Genomic DNA, 20,677 nt, shown 5'->3' with positions numbered 1-20,677 from the left:
CACGCCATGAAAAATCTCACGACCCTATTCATCCGGCGGCCTGTGCTGTCGATCGTGGTCAGCGCCGCGATCCTCGTGCTCGGTCTGCGCGCGCTCGCCGGGCTTCCTGTCCTCGAATATCCGAAGACAGAGAACGCGACGATCACGATCACCACCACCTATCCGGGCGCCGACCCGAACACCATTGCCGGCTTCGTGACGACGCCGATCGAACATGCGATCGCACAGGTCAACGGCATCGACTACATGACCTCGCAGAGCCAGACCTCGACCAGCACGATCAAGGTCTTCCTCATCCTCAACTACAATCCGGACAAGGCGCTGACCGAGATCCAGGCTCAGATCCAGTCGGTTTTGAACCAGTTGCCGTCGGGCACACAGCAACCCCAGCTCAAGCTGCAGGTCGGCCAGCAGCTCGATGCCATGTATATCGGCTTCAAGAGCAACGTCCTGTCACCGAACCAGATCACGGACTATCTCACCCGCGTCGTGCAGCCGCAGTTGCAGTCGGTGCCGGGAGTGCAGACGGCGGAGATTCTTGGCGCGCAGAACTTTGCGATGCGGATCTGGCTGGAGCCCGCGAAGCTCGCGGCCTATGGCCTGACCGCGACCAATGTCTACGACGCGCTTGCCGGCAACGATTTTATCAGCGCGCTTGGCAACACCAAGGGCACGATGACCCAGGATACGCTGACGGCATCGACCTCGCTGCACAGCGCCGCCGCGTTCCGCCGTCTGATCGTCAAGCAGTCGGGTGGCGCAATCGTGCGGCTCGGCGATGTGGCGCGGGTGAAGCTCGGCTCCGACAGCTATGATGCCGAAGTCGCCTTCGACGGCAAGCCGGGTGTCTATATCGGCATCCAGGTCGCACCCGCCGCCAACCTGCTCTCGGTAATCAGCGGCGTCGAGAAGCGCTTCCCGGAAATCCAGAAGCAGTTGCCGGCAGGGCTCGACGGCGCGATTGTCTACAACTCGGCGGCCTTCGTGAACGCCTCGATCCATGAGGTGGTCGCGGCACTGATCGAGGCTCTACTGATTGTCGTGCTCGTGGTTTTCGCCTTCCTTGGCACGCCGCGATCGGTGTTTATCCCCGTGATCGCGATCCCGCTTTCGCTGATCGGCACATTCGCGGCAATGCTGATGCTCGGCTTCTCGATCAATCTGCTGACGCTGCTGGCCCTCGTGCTGGCAATCGGCCTCGTGGTGGACGATGCGATCATCGTTGTCGAGAACGTCAACCGCCATCTCGACAACGGCGAAACGAAACTGCACGCCGCGATCAACGCCGCCGCCGAACTCGCCAATCCGATCATTGCGATGACCGTCGTTCTCGCCGCGGTCTATGTGCCGATCGGCTTCCAGTCCGGTCTGACCGGCGCCCTGTTCACCGAGTTCGCCTTTACCCTGGTCTCGGCGGTGACGGTGTCGGCGATCATCGCGCTCACCCTCTCGCCGATGCTCTCCTCCCGCCTGCTGCATCACATTCCGCGCGACGGCACCGACTGGGAAGCCCGCCTCGTTCACTTCATCGACAAACTCTTCAACACGGTGCATCGGCGCTACATGCGGATGCTTCGCAGCAGTCTGCGCACCCTGCCGGTCACGCTCGTCTTCGGCGCCATCGTGCTCGGCAGCATCTATTTCCTCGCCGCCGGGGCGAAGAGCGAACTCGCGCCGCAGGAAGACCAGGGCGTGGTGATCCTCTCCTCGACCTCGGCGCCGAACGCCACCCTCCAGCAGAAGCTGCTCTGGGACCGGGAGTTGAACCGGCTGATGATGTCGCACAAGTCGGTCGGCCATACCTTCCAGTTCGAAACGCCGACCTTCGCGATCGCCGGCATGGTCCTCAAACCCTGGACGGAACGGACGAAGTCGGCAACTGCATTGCAGAACGAAATCCAGAAGCAGGCGGCAGAGGGTGTCGCCGGCCAACAGATTGTCGCATTCCAGCCCCCACCGCTTCCTGGCTCGCAGGGTCTGCCGGTGCAGTTCGTGATCAAGACGACCGATCCGTTCAGCGCCCTCAACGGCGTGGCGCAGAAAGTGCTGGCCGGAGCGCTGAAAACCGGCAAGTTCATCTTCCTGCAAAGCGACCTGAAGATCGATCAACCGCAGGCCACCGTCGTGATCAACCGTGCCAAGGCGGCCACTCTCGGGCTCGACATGAGTCAGGTTGGCGCCGCGATGGCACAGGCGCTTGGCGGGCTTTACGTGAATTATTTCAGCCTCGACAACCGCTCTTACAAGGTGATCCCGCAGGTCACCCAGGCAAGCCGGCTGAACGTGTCACAGTTGCTCGACTATCCGGTCGCCAACATCAACGGCGTCCCGATCCCGCTTGGCGCGATCGCAACCATCCGCAATGAGGTCATCCCGGAATCCGTCAACCACTTTCAGCAGTTGAACGCCGCAACGATCCAGGGTGTCGCAGCGCCGGGCGTCTCCACCGGCGAGGCGGTGAAGGTACTGCAGCAGATCGCGGCGAAGGATCTTCCGAGCGGGTACGAGGTGGATTACGGCGGCCCGATGCGTCAGTTCATCCAGCAACAGGGCGGCTTCGTCGCGACATTCGGCTTCGCGGTGATCGTGATTTTCCTTGCGCTCGCGGCACTGTTCAATTCGTTCCGCGATCCGCTCATCATTCTGGTTTCGGTGCCGATGGCCATCGTCGGCGCGTTGATCTTTATCTATCTCGGCTTCGGGCTCAGCCTGAACATCTATACCGAGGTGGGTCTGGTCACGCTGATGGGACTGATCAGCAAGCACGGCATCCTGATCGTCGAGGTCGCGAACGAAGCGCAACTCGCCGGCATGACCAAGCGCGAGGCGATCGAGCACGCGGTCGGCATCCGGCTGCGGCCGATCCTGATGACCACGGCAGCCATGGTGCTGGGCGTACTGCCGCTGATCATCGCCAGCGGCGCCGGCGCGGCCGCCCGGTTCAACATGGGCATGGTGATCGCCGCAGGCCTTTCGATAGGCACACTTTTCACGTTGTTCGTGCTGCCCGCGGTTTATATGGTGGTAGGTCAGAAGCATCGTACGGAGGATGAGGTCAGCCATGGCTGACCTCATGTAGCGTGAGGCGGCAGCATGACCCGGACGGAGATCACGATCGGCGAGGCCGCGGCGCGGAGCGGCGTTTCGGCCAAGATGATCCGCCATTACGAACGGATCGGCCTGATCACGCCGCCGCTGCGCGGCGAAGCCAACAATTACCGTTTTTACGATGAGCGGTTGGTGCACGAGTTGCGCTTCATTCACCGCGCCCGTGACCTCGGCTTTGCCATCGTCGATATCCGGGCATTGCTTTCGCTCTGGCGCGACCGTAACCGCCCCTCTCGCGACGTGAAGGCCATCGCCGTTGCCCATATCGCCGAACTCGAGGCGAAAGCAGCGGCGCTACATTCCATGAGCGCGGAGCTGAGGCGCCTCGTTGAAAGCTGCCATGGCAGTGACAGGCCGGACTGCCCCATTCTCGAAGAACTGGCAAACCCCGGAAGTTGAACGCCGCCGGTCATTCTTTCCTTTGATTCAAGCCTTCGCTGCGGCTTATGATTTGCTCTGGATAATCCGTCGGAATACGACACCGGGAGGAGCGCACATGGCGCGATACGGCGCGCAAGGTCAGCGCCACTGATGAACCGCGTTGCCGGCTGGATCGGTACCCGGCTTGCACGCTTTCTGTCCGCTCCCACGCACGGCCACGCCATCGCCCCGGCAACGGATATCGGCCAGCTTGTTGCCTGTCTCCAACCCGCCGACGTGGTGCTGGTAGAGGGTCACAGCCGGTTCAGCATCGCCATCAAGTATCTGACCCAGTCCACCTGGTCGCACGTCGCGCTTTATGTCGGCCTGCGGCGGCGCCTGCCGGATACGCCTCCCGAACCGTGCTTTATCGAAGCCGATGTGGTCGAGGGCGTGCGGATGGTGGGGCTCGAAGCATTCAGAGATTATCATCTGCGCATCTGCCGCGCGGTCGGCCTGTCGGAAAGCGAACGACAGCGCGTGATCGATTTCGCACTATCCCGCCGCGGCGCCCGCTACGATCTGCGGAACGTATTCGATCTTCTACGCTACATGATCCCGACCCCGCCGGTGCCGGTGCATCTGCGCCGCCGCCTCATCGCCTTCGGCGCCGGTGACCCCACGCGCGCGATCTGCTCGACACTCGTCGCACAGGCCTTCCAGTCGGTACTTTATCCGATCCTGCCGATGATCGGCCCAAACGACTCGCACGCACATGATTGCGATATCTGCGTCGCCGAAATTCTCCGCGTGCGCGATCATCAACTCTTCGTGCCACGCGACTTCGATGTCTCGCCCTATTTCGAGGTGGTGAAGCCCTCGCTCGTCGGCAACCCCGGCGCGATCGAGGCGGCGCGCGACGCACTCCGCGGGCCGGATGGCACCGGCCGCCGCCTCTGGCGTTAGGCAAATCGGCTTGCCGCCGCCCGGAACCAGCTCCGGGCGGCGGCAAGGTCAAGATCAGTGGTTGTCGCGCGGCACACCAAAACGCTCGGCGACTCGCTGATATTGCGGGGCATTCTCCAGCACAGCACCGGTTTCAAGCTGGCCGGTGAAACGGCGATGGATTTCCTGCCAGGGCGTCTGGTTGACCAGGTCCGGCAAGGTCAACGCCGCCCGCCGCGCCGCAAGCTCGGCCTCGTCGATCAGGATGTTGGCGCTGCGATCCTTGAGATCGACGCGGATAACATCGCCGGTCTTGAGCAGTGCAAGGCCGCCGCCCACCGCCGATTCCGGCGAGGCATTCAGGATCGAGGGGCTTCCCGAAGTGCCGGACTGCCGGCCATCACCAATGCAGGGCAACTGGTTCACGCCCTGACGCACCAGTGCGTCCGGCGGCAGCATGTTCACCACTTCGGCCGAACCCGGATAGCCGATGGGTCCGCAATTGCGGATCACCAGGATGCAGTTTTCATCGATGTTCAGCGTGGGATCGTTGATCCGGTGGTGATAATCCTCCGGCCCCTCGAAGACGATCGCGCGTCCCTCGAAAGCGTCCTCATCACCGGGCCGGCGCATGTAGCGGTCACGGAATTCCTCTGAAATCACTGAGGTCTTCATGATCGCGCTGGAAAACAGGTTGCCGCTCAGCACGGCGAAGCCGGCATGTTCGGCCAGCGCATCGTCGAAGCTGCGGATCACGTCGGCATCAATGCTGCGCTTCCCGGCGTTCTCCTCGCCCATGCTGCGGCCGCTCACGGTCAGTGCGTCGGCGTGGAATTTGCCCTGGCGGATCAGCTCGCCGATCACCGCCGGCAGCCCGCCCGCACGGTAGTAGGACTCGCCAAGATACTTGCCCGCCGGCATCATGTTGACCAGAAGCGGAATCTCGTAGCCGATCCGGTCCCAGTCCTTGATGTCGAGTTCGACGCCGATATGCCGTGCGATGGCGATGACGTGCGGCGGGCAGTTTGTCGAGGCACCGATCGCCGAGGCGCAGACGATCGCGTTTTCGAACGCCTTGCGCGTCAGGATCTTCGACGGCCGCAAATCCTCGTGGACCATCGCGACAATCCGCTTGCCGGTCTCGTAGGCGATCTGCGCGCGTTCGCGGTAGGGCCCCGGGATGGCGGCGCAGCCGGGCAGCGACATGCCAAGGGCCTCGGCCATCGCGTTCATCGAGGATGCCGTGCCCATCGTGTTGCAATGGCCAACGCTTGGCGCCGAGCCGGCCACCATGTCGATGAACTTGTCGTAGTCGAGCTGGCCAGCAGCGAGCCGCCGCCGCGCTTCCCACACGACGGTGCCGGAGCCCACCAGTTCGCCCTCGAAATGCCCATCCAGCATCGGCCCGCCAGACAGCACGATGGACGGCAGATCCACCGTTGCCGCCCCCATCAGCATCGCCGGCGTGGTCTTGTCGCAGCCGGTGGTGAGCACCACGCCGTCCAGCGGGTAGCCGTAGAGCACCTCGACCAGTCCGAGATAGGCAAGATTGCGGTCGAGCGCCGCAGTCGGCCGCTTGCCGGTTTCCTGGATCGGGTGCACCGGAAACTCGATCGGCACGCCGCCCGCGGCACGGATTCCATCCGACACGCGCTTGGCGAGTTCGAGATGATGCCGGTTGCAGGGCGACAGGTCACTGCCGGTCTGCGCGATGCCGATGATCGGCTTGCCGGATTGCAGTTCCTCGCGCGTCAGCCCGTAATTGAGGTAGCGCTCGAGATAGAGCGCCGTCATGCCGGGATTATCCGGGTTATCGAACCATTGGGTGGAGCGGAGACGTTTCGGGGTACTGCTCATGGCGGGTTCCTTCAGTTCGACCAGCCGCCGTCGATCACATGGGCGACGCCTGTGGTAAATCGGGACTCGTCGGATGCGAGATAAAGCGCGAGAGAAGCGATCTCCTCCGGCATGCCGAGCCGCCCCATGGGCTGGCGGGCGATGAATTCGGCCTCGATAACGGCTTCATCGACTTTGCGAGCCGCGGCAAGGGCCGCGATACGTCCGCGCAGTGACGGGCTCTCCACCGTACCGGGGCAGATGGCATTGCAGCGCACGCCCTGCGTCACGTAATCCGCCGCGACCGATTTGGTCAGCCCGACAACGGCGGCCTTCGACGCGCCATAGGCAAAACGGTTTGGTACACCCTTGATGGACCCGGCGGCCGAAGCGACGTTGATGATCGATCCTCCGCCGCCCTCCAGCATCCCCGGCAGAAAGGCACGGATCATGTGGAACATGGCGGTAACGTTTAGATCGAAGGAAAAGGCCCAATCGCGCTCGGAACACTCCAGCACGGAGCCGTGCGCGACAAAACCTGCGGCATTCACCAGAATGTGAATCTTGCCCAGCGAGGACGCAAGCGCTCTGATTGAGGTATCCTCCAGCACGTCCAGCTGCACGGTCTCGGCACCAGTCAGCCCGTCGAGTAGCTTCGGATCACGATCGGTCGCGATCACCTGTGCCCCTTCGCGTATCAGCGCCTCGGCAATCGCGCGGCCGATACCCTGCCCCGCGGCGCTCACCAGCGCGGTCTTTCCCGCTACTCGCCCGAAATGTGCCATCTTGTCGCTGCCTCTCCTGCGCCGCCGCCCGCGTCGCAGGCAACAACTGTGATTATTACCGATAACGGACATCTTCGGCAACCGTCCGCCCCCCTATCTCGCCGGTCCGATGCGGACTATCTTCACGATATGGACAGCCGCACCGCGCTTCTCGTCATCGATGTCCAGACAGATTTTTGCGCCGGAGGTGCCCTTGCCGTACCGAATGGCGACGTGGTGGTGCCGGTGATCAACGCTCTTGCGCGGCACTACCAGACGGTCGTCATCACGCAGGACTGGCACCCGGCCGACCATGTCTCCTTCGCCAGCCAGCATCCGGGACGGTCTCCGTTCGAAACCATACCCCTCGTCTACGGAACGCAGGTGCTCTGGCCGGATCACTGCGTGATGGACAGCCCCGGCGCAGCGCTGCACCGCGACCTCCATATTCCCCATGCCGCAGTGATCCAGCGCAAGGGATTGAATCGCCTGATCGATTCCTATTCCGCCTTCCTGGAAGCCGATCGGACAACCCGCACGGGTCTCGACGGCTGGCTCGCCGCCCGCGGCATCGAGCGGGTCGATCTCTGCGGCCTCGCGACTGACTATTGTGTCGCCTGGTCGGCACAGGATGCGAGGCGCTTCGGTCTGGAAGCACGTGTGATCGAGCCGGCCTGCCGGGGCATCGATCTGGATGGATCGCTGGCGGCAGCGTGGCAGGCGATGACCGCGGCAGGCGTGGCGCGGATCGCCGCGGTCTGATACCAGCGGCTTCATGACCGGCGACGGCGAGCAGCAGCGGACTAGGCAGAGGGCCTCGCGCAGGCGTGCCACTCTCATTGCCGGTTTGCTGGGTCTTGCCATGCTGATCGGCGCTGCCGCGCTTTACGGGCCCAGGCTGATCTCCGGCGATTATCATCGAGGCGCGATCGAGCGACTGGCGAGCGGAGTTGTCGGCCGGCCGGTTTATATCGAGGGGCCGATCACGCTATCTCTGCTGCCGGATCCCCAACTGGTCGCCGAGAACGTCATCATTGGCGGACCGCATGGCGCGCAGGTAACGACAGCCGTCCTGAAACTCGATCTCGCTCCGGGCCCCCTCCTGCTTGGCCGGCTTCGCGCAACCCGCCTCGCCCTGCAACACCCATACATTACCCTGCCCTGGCCCCTGCCCGGCGGCGCGGAGGCCCTCGCACCGCCGCCGTGGCTCGGGTCTCTGCACGCGACGCTGCATGACGGCACCTTCAGGATCGGCCCGCTGCGCCTCGACCACGCCAACCTTTCGATCTTCACCGGCGGCCCGCAGGCCGTGATTTCCGCCAGCGGCACCACGATGCTCGGCAAAACCCCGGCCGCGATCGCGCTCAGGGTCGATGATACCGGCAGTGATGGCCCCGCCCCGATGACGGCGGAACTCAAACTTGGCAAGGATGCCCTCACCACTCTCTCCTTCCACGGCGCGCTCGGCCACGATAGCCGTCTCGAAGGCGTTATCGATATAGCGGCGGACAAGAAGGCCGTTTCGGAGCTTCTGCCCGAACTGCAGAAATCATCGGCTCCGCTGCACGTCACCGGCCAGCTTGCGGCAACCGGGCACCTGGCCGCGTTCGAGAACGTCTCCGCGCAATTCGGCTCGGCTCAGGTGGAAGGTCAGGGCGCATTGGCCCTCGTCCCGGCGCCACTGCTGCGAATCACCGCGAAAGGCGATGGGCTCGACCTCGGAATCGCCGCCGCCCTGCTCGCCCGGATACGCTCCGTCGTGCCGGTAGCCGCCAACCTCGACGTTTCGGGCACCGTTGCCGGCGTGCCGATCGCCAAAGCCAACGCTTTGGTCCTCGCAGACGACCGGTCGCTGCGCGCCCAGTCGTTGACAGCCACACTACCCGGTAACGCCGAACTCGGCTTCGCCGGCGCCCTCGGCCCGGCAGCAGCGGGACATTTCAGCCTTCGCGCCCCCGATCCCGCGGCGACAGTGGCGGCACTTCGGCCGCTGCTGCCGTTCCTGCCGTCATGGCCGGCCAGGGCCGGTCCGCTCGATGTTGACGGACGGATGACCCTGGGACCAGACGGCACGATCAGCCTCGATGATCTGCAGGGCAAGGAAGCCGCGACCGCCGCGATCCCCGCCTTTACTGGCGCCGCGCGTATCACCCCCGCAGGCGATCGGGCCCATATAGTTGCTCGTCTTGATCTGACCCGTCTGACACTCGATCATCTGCTGCTCGATCATCTGGCCGTTGCCCTTTCGAGCGCAAAGCCACGCTATGATGGCTCGGTGCAGATCACTGCGCGTCAACTCGCGGTTCCTGCCGCCACAAAAGGCGCAAAGCCTGAAATCGAAGCCACCGACCTGCTTGTCGACGCCAGCCTGCACGATGCTGCCATCGGAGGAGGCGTTCATATCCGCCTCGCCAGCGCGCATCTCGGCCGGGGGCTGCTCCTCGGTCGTGGACTGCGCAAAGCCAACGGCGATGTGATCGGCGCCCGATTGTTTCTGGCCGGGCCGGACGCACAGAACACAATGACGGCACTCGCACGCATTCTCGGTCTGCCGGACCGCTGGGCAACGCACCAGGCGCTCCGTCAACCTTTTTCGCTTGCGATCGCTGCCGATGGCGCCGAGCAGGCGCTGGCGACGACGTGGGCTCTCCGTCTCGCCTCACTTCACGCCGCTGCCGCGCCGGTGATCGACCTCACGAATCGTTCCGCAGCAGGTCCGATCACGCTTCGGGCACCGAATGCTGTGGCGTTGATACGCAGCCTCGGCGGCGCCAACCTGCTCGGCGAACATGCCGGACTCGGCTGGCCCGGCCCTGGGTCGGCCAGTCTACGCGCTGCCGGTTTCTTCGTGGGTGGCCACATGGGCCTCTCCGATTTCGTTGCCTCGCTCGGCGCGCTGACGATTTCAGGCAGGATCAACGCCGATCTGGCCGACGGTCCTCCACAGATCTCCGGGAGAATTGCCGCCGATACGCTGGCGGTTCCCGCCCCGCCGGCATTGGAGGGAGCTGCCAGAGCCGCCCTTGGCAGCGGGTTACGCGTCAATTTCCCCATCCTCAGCGCGGCACGGGTCGAACGGTTTGGCGAAACGGTGGCACGGCACGCGTCGTTCAGCCTTGCCCTCGACCAGGGAAAGCTGGCGCCACGCATCGCGGTCACGCTAAACCGCGCGGAAGTCGTTGGCGGCAGGCTTTCGGGCCGCGCGATCCTCACCGGCGCGGCGGGAAGCACGCCGGCCACGCTCAGCCTGCAGGCCAGCCTGACCGGGGCACGGGCCTCAGCCGTTGCGTCAATCGCTGCCACCCACGGCCTTGCGCTTCCGCTCTCCGGAGGCACGGTCGATCTCGGTGCCAATCTCATGGCCCAGGGCGATTCCGGGCGGGCATGGCAGCGCTCGCTCGCAGGCAGTCTCACCGCGTCGAGTCACGGCATCACGATCTCAGGGCTTGATCTTGCCGGCGTCGGACAGACACTCGGCGCAGCCATCCAGGCGCCGCATCCGGTTGGTCCGATCGCGACGGCCCACGCTCTTCGCGGTTTGCTTGGCAAGGGAACGACCACCTTCAATCTGCTTGATCTGACGGCGACGATTGGCCAGCGCACAGTGCGGCTCGACCATGCCGCCCTCAGTGGCCCGGCCGGCGAGCTGGCCGCGGCTGGCGACCTCAATCTCGCGCAGGACCACCTGAACCTGACTCTGGCTGCCCGCCCTGCCGTCTCTCAGGCCAAGACCGTGCCAAGCCTTTCCATGACCATCGCCGGCCCTGCCGCACACCCCGGCAGCCGCATCGATGTGGCTGCCGCGATTAGCTGGATCCACGATATGCTCGCCACCACGGAGACCAGTTCGGCGACGCATTGACCATCGCCCGGATCATTACCCGTAGTTGACGCCGTCATGTCTCAACGACTGTGGTCGTGAGCCGGAACAGTGCCGGTCATGATGCGGCAAGCCACCGTTTGGGAGCATGGTGGGCAACGTCTGGCCGAAACTGCCGGGTCAGACGGAGGCCCAGCAGCGTACCGGCAAGATACTGGGTCGCCATTACCGGGCTTCGAAACATGCGGGCTTGATTACCTTCCACGTCGGGATCTAGCCGCACCACGCGACTTGCCTGCACCGGGTGCCGGTTCTGATCGGCGGGGGCCTGCTCCTGTGCCCGGTGACGCGGGCCCCCTGGCAACGGTCGCAGACAAAACTGCCGGATTCCCTCCGGAACCGATTTTCCAACAGTCGGTTGATTGCGGATGCCCTCATCGCGATCGAAAGGGGTTTCAAACTGAACGGGCCAGCGCTCCATCCCCTCGGCGAAGACCACGAAGGCCTCACGCCAGTATTCAACGAGTTCATCGCCGGGCAACAGGCCCGCAGCCAGGTAGATTGGATGCATGGCCCCCGCACGCCCGCCGGAGCGCTCCGCTCGTGCCCGGCCTATGCATACCCATACGTTAACCGGCGCGACGAGCCTGTAGTATCGAGGATCAAGAATCTCAGACATCCGCAGCTCCCCTCGAAAGGCGAACGCGTTATAGCGTCGTAGAGTAACTCCGATTATTCAATTTGTTGAAGAATTTTTCAGAATTATTTTTTATTACGCATCGAATACAATCACTATGAAATATTTTTGACGATTATATTTCATAATGATTGATATTTTACCCCAGAAATATATGGGTTTCCGCGCATACAATTGACGACTGAACGATTTGCCATGCAAGCTGCAAGGCATCCATCCGGTTCAGTTCATCGGGAGATGGTGGAGAGGGTTGGATTCGAACCAACGTAGGCGTGCGCCAGCGGAATTACAGTCCGCCCCCTTTAGCCACTCGGGCACCTCTCCGCCGCCCGTAATCTTCGATCGCGCCGGCGTTGTCAACATCGGTGGTCGCAGGCTAGAGAGCCGCCATGGACAAGCGCGACTCTCACGGAAAGGCTGGCAACGGTGGCCGCCACAAACTTCCTCGCGGCCCGCATCCTCACAGGCGGTCACAAGGCGATGCGCCGCGTGACCGGCGACCCGCATCATCCGCCGGTGGGCTTTGGCTCTATGGATTGCATTCCGTCGAGGCGGCGCTTGCGAATCCCGCCCGCAGGCTGCGCCGCCTCGTTGTTACCGAGGAAGGCGAAGCCGCACTCGCCGGGCGCCTACCGCATCCATGGCCGATTCAACCCGAGCGGATCGAGCGCGATCGACTCGACCAGATGCTTGGCCGCGGTATCGTGCATCAGGGCGTTGCCCTGCAGGCCGATCCCCTGGTGCCGCCATCGCTGAACGACGCACTCAAACGTCCGGGCCCGGTTCTCGTGCTCGATCAGATCACCGACCCGCGCAATGTCGGGGCGATCCTGCGCTCAGCCCAGGCCTTCGGCGCGGCAATGGTCATTGCGCAGGAACGCAATGCCCCAGAGGAGGGCGGTGCACTCGCCAAGGCAGCTTCCGGCGCGCTGGAACGGATACCGCTGCTACGCACAGTGAACATCGCTCGGGCGCTGATCGCGCTAAAGGCGGCGGGTCTGTGGGTCATGGGGCTCGATGCGGCAGGATTGTCGCATCTGTCGCGCGACGCGATCGGCAACCGTCGTGCCGCCCTGGTGCTCGGGGCCGAGGGCGAAGGGCTGCGCCGCCTGACCCGCGAAACCTGCGACGAACTTGTCTCGCTGCCGATGCCGGGCGGAATGGAAAGCCTTAATGTGTCAGCAGCCGCGGCCGTGGCGCTCTACGAAATCATCCGGTAGGCGAAATCCTCGGCACCCGCTGCGCTTTCCGCTACAGCGAGTTCCTTCATCATCGCGTGATGCGGCGAGAGGCCGCAGGCAGGGTCCGTTGCCGCGGCATCACCCGTCAGGGCCAGCGCTTGGCAGCGGCATCCACCCCAGTCGATCTCCGCGCGATCGCAGCCCTTGCATGGCTCGGGCATCCACTCCGTGCCGCGATAGACGTTGAACGCCTCGGAATGCGCCCAGATCTCGGCAAGCGACTTCTCCTGAACCGTGTCGAAATGCAGATGACCGATGGTTTCCGCAGCATGACACGGCAGCACCTTTCCCGACGGCGTCACATTGAAGAACCGCCGCGCCCAGCCGCCCATGCAGGCCTTGGGGCGAGATGCGTAATAGTCGGGCACGACATAGTCGATGTTCAGCACGCCTTCGAGCTTCTGACGCGCGACCTCGACGATGCGCGTCGCCTCGTCGAGCTGCGCACGGGTCGGAATCAGGGCCGCGCGGTTCTTCAACGCCCAGCCGTAGTACTGTACATGCGCGACCTCTATCCGCTGCGCCCCGGCCTCGACCGCAAGGTCGAGCATCGCCGGCAACTGGTGCAGGTTGCGCCGGTGCATCACGGCGTTCACCGTCAGGGCCAGGCCTGCGCCCCGCACCAGCCGCGCCGCGGCGAGCTTCTTCACATGTGCATGTCTCAACCCTGCGATATGGTCAGCTAACGCAGTCTCGGATCCCTGGAAGCTGATTTGCACATGATCCAGTCCGGCCTCGGCCAGTTCATCCATCCGGCGCTTGTCGAGCAGCACCGCCGAGGTGATCAGATTGGTATAAAGTCCCTCGCGATGCGCATGGCGGACCAGCTCCACCAGATCGTCCCGCACCATGGGTTCGCCACCCGAGAAATGCCCTTGCAGCGCGCCAAGCGCCGCCGCCTCGCTAATCACGCGCTTCCATGTTTCGGTGCTCATCTCGTCGCGCGCGCGGTCCATGGCGAGCGGGTTCGAGCAATACGGGCATTTGAGCGGACAACGATGCGTGAGTTCCATCAGCATCGCGAGCGGCGGCGCGGGTGCATGCCGTGTTGCATTCACCGTGGCGGGTGCGAGATCGTTCATGACGCGATCATCCCTTTCCTCGCGAGATCGTTAAGCATCTCGATGCAATCCGCCAGCACCGCCTCGCGCGGCGCCTCATAGCGCGCGGCAAGCGTATCGGCGATCGCGCCGACGCTGGCTATGCCATCAACCGCATCGAGAATCGCTACCGCAATCGCATCCGGCATGATGACCATCTCGGGGGCGAGCAGGACGTGGCAGTTGCGTGCTGCATCGAAGCGAAACCTGACGTGCCGCGGCAGATGCGGCACGCTGTCAGCAGTGAGTGTCACGACCAGATACCATCATGGCCGAACGCCCCGGGCGGGATCAGCCCCGGGCTGACATAGGCATGGTGCAGCGCGTCGAGTTGCGCCCAGAGCACATCGCACTTGAATGTCAGCGCCGCGATGGCCGCCTGCTGCTGCTCCGGCGTGCGGGCATGGCGCTTGACGTAGTCGAGCGCGAAATCGGCGTCGCGCGGCGCCTGGTCGAGACGCGCATTGAAGTAGGCCAGCGTTTCCCTCGTGATGAAGTCGTAATTGGCAAGCATGCCGGAAACGCGCTCGGAAATGATCGTCGGCGAGAACATTTCCGTCAGCGACGACGCCACGGCCTCCAGCAACGAGCGGTCGCGCACGAAATCGACATAGGCGCGCACGGCGAACCGCGTCGCCGGGAGGGCACGGCGCTCGCTGATGACCATGTCGCGATCGAGTCCCAGCCCCTCGGCGAGAGCCAGCCAGCGGACGATGCCGCCCTCTCCCGGTTGCGTGCCGTCGTGATCGACAAGGCGCTGGCGCCAGATCCGGCGCAACTCGGAATCATCAGTGCGGGCGATCAGCGTGGCATCCTTGATCGGAATCGCCGCCTGATAACAGTAGCGATTGAGCGCCCAAGCCTGAACCTGCCGCTTATCCAGTTTCCCGCCGTGCAGGAGCTGATGGAACGGATGGCGGTTGTGGTACCGCGCCGCACCCACTGCGCGGAGCGCGGCTTCCAGTTCGTCCGGACTCATCAGCACCGTCATAGCACGATCTCCATCCCGTCATGGGCCACGATCCACCCTGCGCGCTCCGCCTCGGCGCGCTCCGGCGTGTCGTCAAGAATCATCGGATTGCTGTTATTGACATGAACAAACACCTTCCGCGCGACATCGAGCCCGGCGAACGCAGCGATCGATCCCTCAGGCCCGCTGACGCTGATATGCCCCATCCGCGCACCTGTCTTGGGCATCAGACCAGCCTCGATCATTTCATTGTCGTGCCAAAGCGTGCCGTCGAACAGCACGAGCGCCGCACCGCGCACCCGTCTTGCCACATCCTCCGAAACCCTGGCGCAGCTAGGGATATAGAAGAACGCCCTGCCATGATCGTCGGCAATGCGCAGCCCGATCGTGTCGCCCTCGGACGAGCCGAAATCCGCGCGGCTCACATCCTCGGCATAAAGTGCCACCTTGCCTGGTACCACGAAGGCTTCCACGGTGATTCCGAGATCCTGCCCCACGCCGTTGGCAAGCCGCGTCGGCACATCGACCGGAAGCTCGCGGCGCGGTACCAGGCCGGCATCCAGCACGCGGAAAATCTGGCTGTCACCGAGCAAGTCAAAAATCCGCCGGCCCGCATACAGGCCGAACCGATGCCCCTCGCGCAGATTGAGCAGACCGGCCGTGAAGTCGACATCCCCTCCCGTCAGTACCGCTGCCGCAATGGGACTGTCGCGCAGTCCGGAACGAGGCTGAAGTGCGGGGGTCGCAAGGATCTGCCCGCGCAGATCCGGAGAGGCGTTAAAGATCACATAATCCGAGTCGTTGACGCTGACGGCCAGCGCGGCCTGGGTCCGCGACTTCGCTGCCGGATCGCCACAACGCGCCCGCGCGCAATTGCCGCAGGCACAGTTCCACTGCGGAAAGCCGCCTCCAGCGGCGGCGCCGAGAATGATGATCTTCATGGATTTGATAGATCGCCGGAACCGGCGCGAGGCACCGGCTCCGGCACCTTGTGTTCAGATCAGTCGAGATCAGCGCAGGCGTAGCAGTTGATTTCGGTGCCAACGGCGATTTCGACGAGCTTCGGCTTGGTCCACATGGATGTATCTCCTGGAACGTTGTGGTTCAAACGCGTTTTCCGCTTTTCTCTCCGCAACATGCGAAGTATGCCGACAATACGACATGTCGGTCCTGACGCAAGTGCGAATTGGGCGCCACATTCCCGGTTGTAACAAAACGGGACAGCGTTACGGTCACAATCCCTACATCACGAAAAAGGGCGGCTTGATGCCGCCCTTTCCCGGATACCAACCTGAACCGGCTAGCCGCAGGCCGCAACAGCCCGCCGCGCCATCACGCCCACAAGATGCGCCCGATACGCGGCGCTGGCATGGATGTCGCTGCTCATATCCTCTTCCGGTGTCTTCACGCCGCTGATCGCGTCGGGAGCGAAATGCGCCGACAGCGCCTGCTCCATCGCGGTATGGCGAAAAACACCATTATTCCCGGCGCCGGTCACGGCAACCCGTACGCCGCCCGCGTTCTTTGCCACAAACACGCCGACCATCGCGTAGCGCGACGCCGGGTTCGGGAACTTCTCATAAGCCGCCTTCTCGGGGATCGGGAACGAGACCTCGGTGATCAGTTCGTCCGGCTCGAGCGCGGTGGTGAACATGCCCTGGAAATAGTCGTCCGCCGCGATCTCGCGCTTCGTGGTGCGGATGGTTGCGCCAAGCGCCAGCACAGCCGAGGGATAGCAGGCAGAGGGATCGTTGTTGGCGAGCGACCCACCGATCGTACCGCGGTAACGGACCTGGCGGTCGCCGATATGGCTGGCCAGGTGCGCGAGCGCGGGAATCGCATCGGCCACGTCTTTCGATGTCGCGACCTCGCGATGCGTGGTCATCGCCTTGATAACCAGCGTATTACCTTCGCGGCGGATGCCGGAAAGCCCCAATCCTGCGAGATCCACCACCGCGCTCGGCTTCGCCAGGCGCTGCTTGAGCACGGGGATGAAGGTCATGCCGCCGGCGAGCGCCTTGGCCTCGGGATCGGCCGCCAGCGCCTTTACCGCGTCATCCACGGCAGCCGGTTTCTGATACTTGAAATCGTACATCTCTTCTCTCCGTTACTCGGCGGCCATCCGCGGCGACGCCGCATTGATGATCGACCAGATCTTCTGCGCTGTGGCCGGCATGTCCACATGCGTTACCCCGTAATCACGCAACGCGTCGACCACGGCATTGATGACGGCCGGCGGACTGCCGATTGCCCCCACCTCGCCCACTCCCTTCGCGCCAAGCGGGTTATGCGTGCACATCGTCGATTCGGTGCCGACATGGATGCTCACGAGATTGTCTGCCCGCGGCATCGTATAATCCATCAGCGAACCGGACAGCAGCTGACCCGCTTCGTCATAGATCGCATGTTCGAGCAGCGCCTGCCCGATACCCTGAGCAACGCCGCCATGCACCTGGCCATGAACGATCATCGGGTTGATCACACGGCCGATATCATCGACGGCAGTGAAGTTGAGCAAGCTGACAACACCCGTATCGGGATCAACCTCCACCTCGCAGATATGGCACCCGCCGGGGAAGGTGAAGTTCTTCGGGTCGTAGAATGCCGTCTCGTCGAGGCCGGGCTCGAGTTCGTCATGCGGATAGTTGTGCGGCACATAGGCGGTCAGCGCAATCTCGCCGAAGGCTTTCGACTTGTCGGTGCCGGCCACGGTGAACTTGCCGTCCTTGAATTCGATGTCGTCAACCGAGGCTTCCATCAGGTGAGCGGCGATCTTCTTGCCCTTGGCAATGATCTTGTCGACTGCCTTGACGATTGCCGATCCGCCCACGGCAAGCGAGCGGCTGCCATAGGTGCCCATGCCGAACGGGATCTTGCTGGTATCGCCATGCACGATCTCGACCTGCTCGAACGGCACGCCGAGCTGGTCGGCAACGAGCTGGGCGAAAGTCGTCTCATGGCCCTGACCGTGGCTGTGCGTGCCAGTATAGAGCGTTACCGATCCGGTCGGGTGCACCTTGACGTTGGCGACCTCGTAAAGACCGGCCCTGGCGCCAAGCGCACCGGCAACCGCAGACGGCGCGATGCCGCAGGCCTCGAGATAGGTCGACATGCCGATGCCGCGCAGCTTGCCGCGCTTCGCCGATTCCGCGCGCCGTGCCTCGAAGCCGTTCCAGTCGGCCAGTTCCATGCAGCGGACAAGCGTCGCCTCGTGATTGCCGCTGTCATATTGCAGTGCGACCGGCGTCTGATAGGGGTAGGCATCGGGCGGGATGAAGTTGCGCCGGCGGATGGCGACACGATCCATCCCCATCGTCTTCGCCGCAACGTCGACAAGGCGTTCGAGCAGGAACGTGGTCTCCGGACGGCCGGCGCCGCGATAGGCATCGACCGGAACGGTATTGGTGAAGATCGCCTTCACCTCGGAATAGATCGCGGGCGTGGTATAGACGCCGGCAAGCAGCGTCGCCGAAAGATAGGTCGGGACCGATGGCGCGAAGGTCGAGAGATAGGCGCCGAGATTGGCCATCGTCTTCACTCTCAACCCGAGGAATGCGCCGTCCTCGGCCAACGCCAGCTCGGCGTGGGTGATATGGTCGCGGCCGTGGGCGTCGGTGATGAAGGATTCGCTGCGTTCGCAGGTCCATTTCACCGGACGGTTCACCTGCGCGGCCGCCCAGGTCACCGCCGCTTCCTCGATATAGTGGAAAATCTTCGCCCCGAACCCGCCACCGACATCCGGCGCCACGACGCGCAGCTTGTGCTCGGGAATCTGCAGCACGAAGGCGCCCATCAGCAGGCGGATCACATGGGGGTTCTGGCTGGTGGTGTAGAGCGTGTGTTCGCCGGTCGCCTGGTCGAAATCGCCGATCGCCGCACGCGGCTCGATCGGGTTGGGCACCAGCCGGTTGTTCACCACATCGATCTTCGCCACCTTGAAGGCCTTGGCGAAGGCGGCATCCACCGCGTCCTTGTCGCCGATATGCCAGTCGAAGCAGACATTGCCCTTGGCGTCGTCATGCACCAGCGGCGCGCCCGCGGCGGTCGCCGCGACCATGTTGGAGACGGCGGGCAGCGGGTCGATGTTGACCACCAGCGCCTCGGCGGCATCCTTTGCCTGGTCGACGGTCTCGGCGATCACCATCGCGACCGCATCGCCGACATACCGCACCTTGCCCTGCGCGAGCACCGGATGCGGCGGCTCGACCATAGGGGAACCGTCCTTGCTATGGATCTGCCAGCCGCAGGGCACGCCGCCGATCCCGGCCTTTGCGATATCCTCGCCGGTAAAGATCGCCACCACGCCGGGCATCGCGCGCGCCGCGCCGGCGTCAATCGAGCGGATGTTGCCGTGCGCCACGTCGGATCGCCGGAACACGGCATAGGCCTGCCCCGGGCGGTTGATGTCATCGGTGTAATGGCCGCGGCCCGACAGAAACCGGCGGTCCTCCACGCGCTTCGGCGAATCGCCAATGCCGCCCTTCACGATGTGCGGCTGCGTCATGTCGTTCATGGATGATCTCCCGAATTTTTGCCGCGCCGGACGATACCGGCGCGGTATCTTTTATGATCCGAGCCTCACTCCGCAGCCTGCGGCAATTCCCGCCCATGCATCAGCGGCCACGCCGCAGCGATCGCCTTGACGATGTTGTGGTAGCCGGTGCAGCGGCAGATATTGCCTTCCAGGCCATCGCGGATCTGTTGTTCGGTCAGACCTTCCGGATGGCTTTCGACAAGATCGATCGCGCTCATCACCATGCCCGGCGTGCAGAAGCCGCATTGCAGGCCATGATGCTCGCGAAACATTTCCTGCATCGGATGCAGCGTGCCGTCCGCGGCCGCGAGCCCTTCGATCGTGGTCACCTCAGCACCATCCGCCTGCACCGCGAGCATGGTGCACGACTTGACCGACTTGCCGTCGACCTTGACCACACAGGCACCGCACTGGCTCGTGTCGCAGCCGACATGCGTGCCGGTCAGGTGCAGGTTCTCGCGCAGCATCTCGACCAGCAGCGTGCGCGCCTCGACGTCAGCGGTCGCCGGCTTGCCGTTCACCGTGAGTTTAACCTGGGGCATTGATTCCTCCGTTCATGATCACGCGCGCCCCTCCGCCAGGGCGGACCGCTTCCTGATCACATGATGATGGGGCTCTTCCGCATTGGTCAAGAGAACCGCCGCGCTTTCCTGCGGCGGCACACGAATTTGGCAGAATTTGACACAGTTCCGCTTGCGCGCCGCCGCCGGCCTGCTAACCCTCCTGCCCGATGCCCGCCCTGCCCTCGCCGATCGAGCTGGTCACCAACCGACTGCCGGCCCGCCACCGCGCGGCGGCGGGCGAGTTACTGCGCTTCGGCCTGGTCGGCGTGTTCGGCCTGCTGGTCGATATCGCCGCCGTCTATGCGCTGATCCCAAGCCTCGGCCTCTACGGCGCCGGCATGGCAGCCTATCTGATCGCTGCCAGTTGCAATTGGGTGCTACACCGGCTGTGGACGTTCCGCGCCCGCGCCCAGCGCCCGGCCCACACCCAGTGGTTGCGCTTTCTCATGGTCAACCTCGCTGGCTTCATGGTCAATCGCGGCGCGTATTCCGCTCTGATCGCAAGCTTTGTCCTGCCGCGTCACTATCCGGTGTTGGCCGTCGCCGCCGGGGCGGCGTCGGGCTTCCTCATCAATTTTCTGCTTTCCCGCCGCCTCGTTTTCGGTTAACCAAAAATCAACCTTGGATTGCGGTCAAGCAACTCTAGGTGGAGGCGAACCGGATGTCTCAGACGATTCTCGAGCCTTTGGCCGAACCAGTCCGCCGTATGGCGGCAATCCCGGTCAAGCGGGCGCACCGA

18 protein-coding genes and 1 tRNA gene are annotated in these 20,677 nt (G+C 63.9%); 7 read left to right on the top strand and 12 right to left on the bottom strand.

Going from position 1 to position 20,677, the window contains the following annotated elements; genetic code table 11:
- The first annotated feature begins 6 nt into the window (after positions 1 to 6).
- From ACMV_RS00555 to ACMV_RS00545, 3 genes are all read left to right on the top strand, one after another.
- The gene (locus ACMV_RS00555) at positions 7 to 3,069 is read left to right on the top strand and encodes an efflux RND transporter permease subunit (RefSeq protein ID WP_013639183.1); all 3,063 of its coding nucleotides are present in this window, start codon (positions 7 to 9) and stop codon (positions 3,067 to 3,069) included.
- A gap of 24 nt (positions 3,070 to 3,093) precedes the next feature.
- On the top strand, positions 3,094 to 3,507 hold the full coding sequence (cueR, locus tag ACMV_RS00550) for a Cu(I)-responsive transcriptional regulator (RefSeq protein WP_007422708.1): 414 nt from the start codon (positions 3,094 to 3,096) through the stop codon (positions 3,505 to 3,507).
- A gap of 132 nt (positions 3,508 to 3,639) precedes the next feature.
- Entirely contained in the window at positions 3,640 to 4,434 is a 795-nt protein-coding gene (locus ACMV_RS00545; RefSeq protein WP_013639182.1) for a YiiX/YebB-like N1pC/P60 family cysteine hydrolase, read from the top strand.
- Positions 4,435 to 4,488: 54 nt separating this feature from the next.
- Here the strand turns inward: ACMV_RS00545 and ACMV_RS00540 are convergent, their stop codons facing one another.
- Both ACMV_RS00540 and ACMV_RS00535 read right to left on the bottom strand, forming a co-directional pair.
- Positions 4,489 to 6,270: an IlvD/Edd family dehydratase gene (locus tag ACMV_RS00540; protein ID WP_013639181.1), complete on the bottom strand. Its 1,782-nt coding sequence runs from the start codon at positions 6,268 to 6,270 to the stop codon at positions 4,489 to 4,491.
- An 11-nt stretch (positions 6,271 to 6,281) separates the two neighbouring features.
- Positions 6,282 to 7,034 carry an SDR family oxidoreductase gene (locus ACMV_RS00535; protein ID WP_007422711.1) on the bottom strand — a complete coding sequence of 251 codons (753 nt, stop codon included), beginning with the start codon at positions 7,032 to 7,034 and terminating at the stop codon, positions 6,282 to 6,284.
- Between the two features lie 129 nt (positions 7,035 to 7,163).
- Between ACMV_RS00535 and pncA the strand changes: the two genes are divergently transcribed.
- Positions 7,164 to 7,775 carry a bifunctional nicotinamidase/pyrazinamidase gene (pncA, locus tag ACMV_RS00530; protein WP_011941267.1) on the top strand — a complete coding sequence of 204 codons (612 nt, stop codon included), beginning with the start codon at positions 7,164 to 7,166 and terminating at the stop codon, positions 7,773 to 7,775.
- Positions 7,776 to 7,788: 13 nt separating this feature from the next.
- Positions 7,789 to 10,875, top strand: coding sequence for an AsmA family protein (locus ACMV_RS00525; RefSeq protein WP_231844450.1), 3,087 nt, complete (start codon positions 7,789 to 7,791; stop codon positions 10,873 to 10,875).
- A gap of 76 nt (positions 10,876 to 10,951) precedes the next feature.
- On the opposite strand, the gene ACMV_RS20655 is transcribed toward ACMV_RS00525, so the two are convergent.
- Positions 10,952 to 11,512 (bottom strand): hypothetical protein, encoded by a 561-nt coding sequence (locus ACMV_RS20655; protein ID WP_172637317.1) that lies wholly within the window; start codon positions 11,510 to 11,512, stop codon positions 10,952 to 10,954.
- 256 nt (positions 11,513 to 11,768) lie between these two features.
- Positions 11,769 to 11,854 (bottom strand) — tRNA-Tyr (locus tag ACMV_RS00520).
- A gap of 65 nt (positions 11,855 to 11,919) precedes the next feature.
- Here ACMV_RS00520 and rlmB point away from each other — a divergent pair.
- A complete protein-coding gene (rlmB, locus tag ACMV_RS00515) occupies positions 11,920 to 12,750 on the top strand; it encodes a 23S rRNA (guanosine(2251)-2'-O)-methyltransferase RlmB (RefSeq protein WP_007422714.1) in 831 nt (276 codons plus the stop codon).
- Here the strand turns inward: rlmB and pqqE are convergent.
- From pqqE to ACMV_RS00475, 8 genes are all read right to left on the bottom strand, one after another.
- Positions 12,732 to 13,853, bottom strand: a complete 1,122-nt coding sequence (gene pqqE, locus ACMV_RS00510) for a pyrroloquinoline quinone biosynthesis protein PqqE (protein WP_011941263.1) — start codon at positions 13,851 to 13,853, stop codon at positions 12,732 to 12,734. The two genes, rlmB and pqqE, sit on opposite strands and share 19 nt — an antisense overlap.
- Positions 13,850 to 14,104, bottom strand: coding sequence for a pyrroloquinoline quinone biosynthesis peptide chaperone PqqD (gene pqqD, locus ACMV_RS00505; RefSeq protein WP_231844449.1), 255 nt, complete (start codon positions 14,102 to 14,104; stop codon positions 13,850 to 13,852). The genes pqqE and pqqD overlap by 4 nt, the downstream gene beginning before the upstream one ends.
- A 17-nt stretch (positions 14,105 to 14,121) precedes the next feature.
- Complete coding sequence (gene pqqC, locus ACMV_RS00500; RefSeq protein WP_007422717.1) at positions 14,122 to 14,862, bottom strand: pyrroloquinoline-quinone synthase PqqC; 741 nt, start codon at positions 14,860 to 14,862, stop codon at positions 14,122 to 14,124.
- Positions 14,859 to 15,782, bottom strand: a complete 924-nt coding sequence (pqqB, locus tag ACMV_RS00495; protein ID WP_013639179.1) for a pyrroloquinoline quinone biosynthesis protein PqqB — start codon at positions 15,780 to 15,782, stop codon at positions 14,859 to 14,861. The genes pqqC and pqqB overlap by 4 nt, the downstream gene beginning before the upstream one ends.
- A gap of 59 nt (positions 15,783 to 15,841) precedes the next feature.
- Positions 15,842 to 15,919 carry a pyrroloquinoline quinone precursor peptide PqqA gene (gene pqqA / locus ACMV_RS21940; RefSeq protein WP_013639178.1) on the bottom strand — a complete coding sequence of 26 codons (78 nt, stop codon included), beginning with the start codon at positions 15,917 to 15,919 and terminating at the stop codon, positions 15,842 to 15,844.
- A 222-nt stretch (positions 15,920 to 16,141) separates the two neighbouring features.
- A complete protein-coding gene (locus ACMV_RS00485) occupies positions 16,142 to 16,936 on the bottom strand; it encodes an FAD binding domain-containing protein (protein ID WP_007422719.1) in 795 nt (264 codons plus the stop codon).
- Positions 16,937 to 16,948: 12 nt separating this feature from the next.
- Positions 16,949 to 19,354, bottom strand: coding sequence for a xanthine dehydrogenase family protein molybdopterin-binding subunit (locus ACMV_RS00480; RefSeq protein WP_013639177.1), 2,406 nt, complete (start codon positions 19,352 to 19,354; stop codon positions 16,949 to 16,951).
- A gap of 65 nt (positions 19,355 to 19,419) precedes the next feature.
- Entirely contained in the window at positions 19,420 to 19,917 is a 498-nt protein-coding gene (locus tag ACMV_RS00475; protein ID WP_007422721.1) for a (2Fe-2S)-binding protein, read from the bottom strand.
- Between the two features lie 188 nt (positions 19,918 to 20,105).
- Between ACMV_RS00475 and ACMV_RS00470 the strand changes: the two genes are divergently transcribed.
- Complete coding sequence (locus tag ACMV_RS00470) at positions 20,106 to 20,546, top strand: GtrA family protein (RefSeq protein WP_011941259.1); 441 nt, start codon at positions 20,106 to 20,108, stop codon at positions 20,544 to 20,546.
- Positions 20,547 to 20,677: the final 131 nt, after the last annotated feature.

Source organism: Acidiphilium multivorum AIU301, from assembly GCF_000202835.1.
Taxonomy (GTDB): domain Bacteria; phylum Pseudomonadota; class Alphaproteobacteria; order Acetobacterales; family Acetobacteraceae; genus Acidiphilium; species Acidiphilium multivorum.
This window is presented reverse-complemented; position numbering and strand designations above follow the sequence as displayed.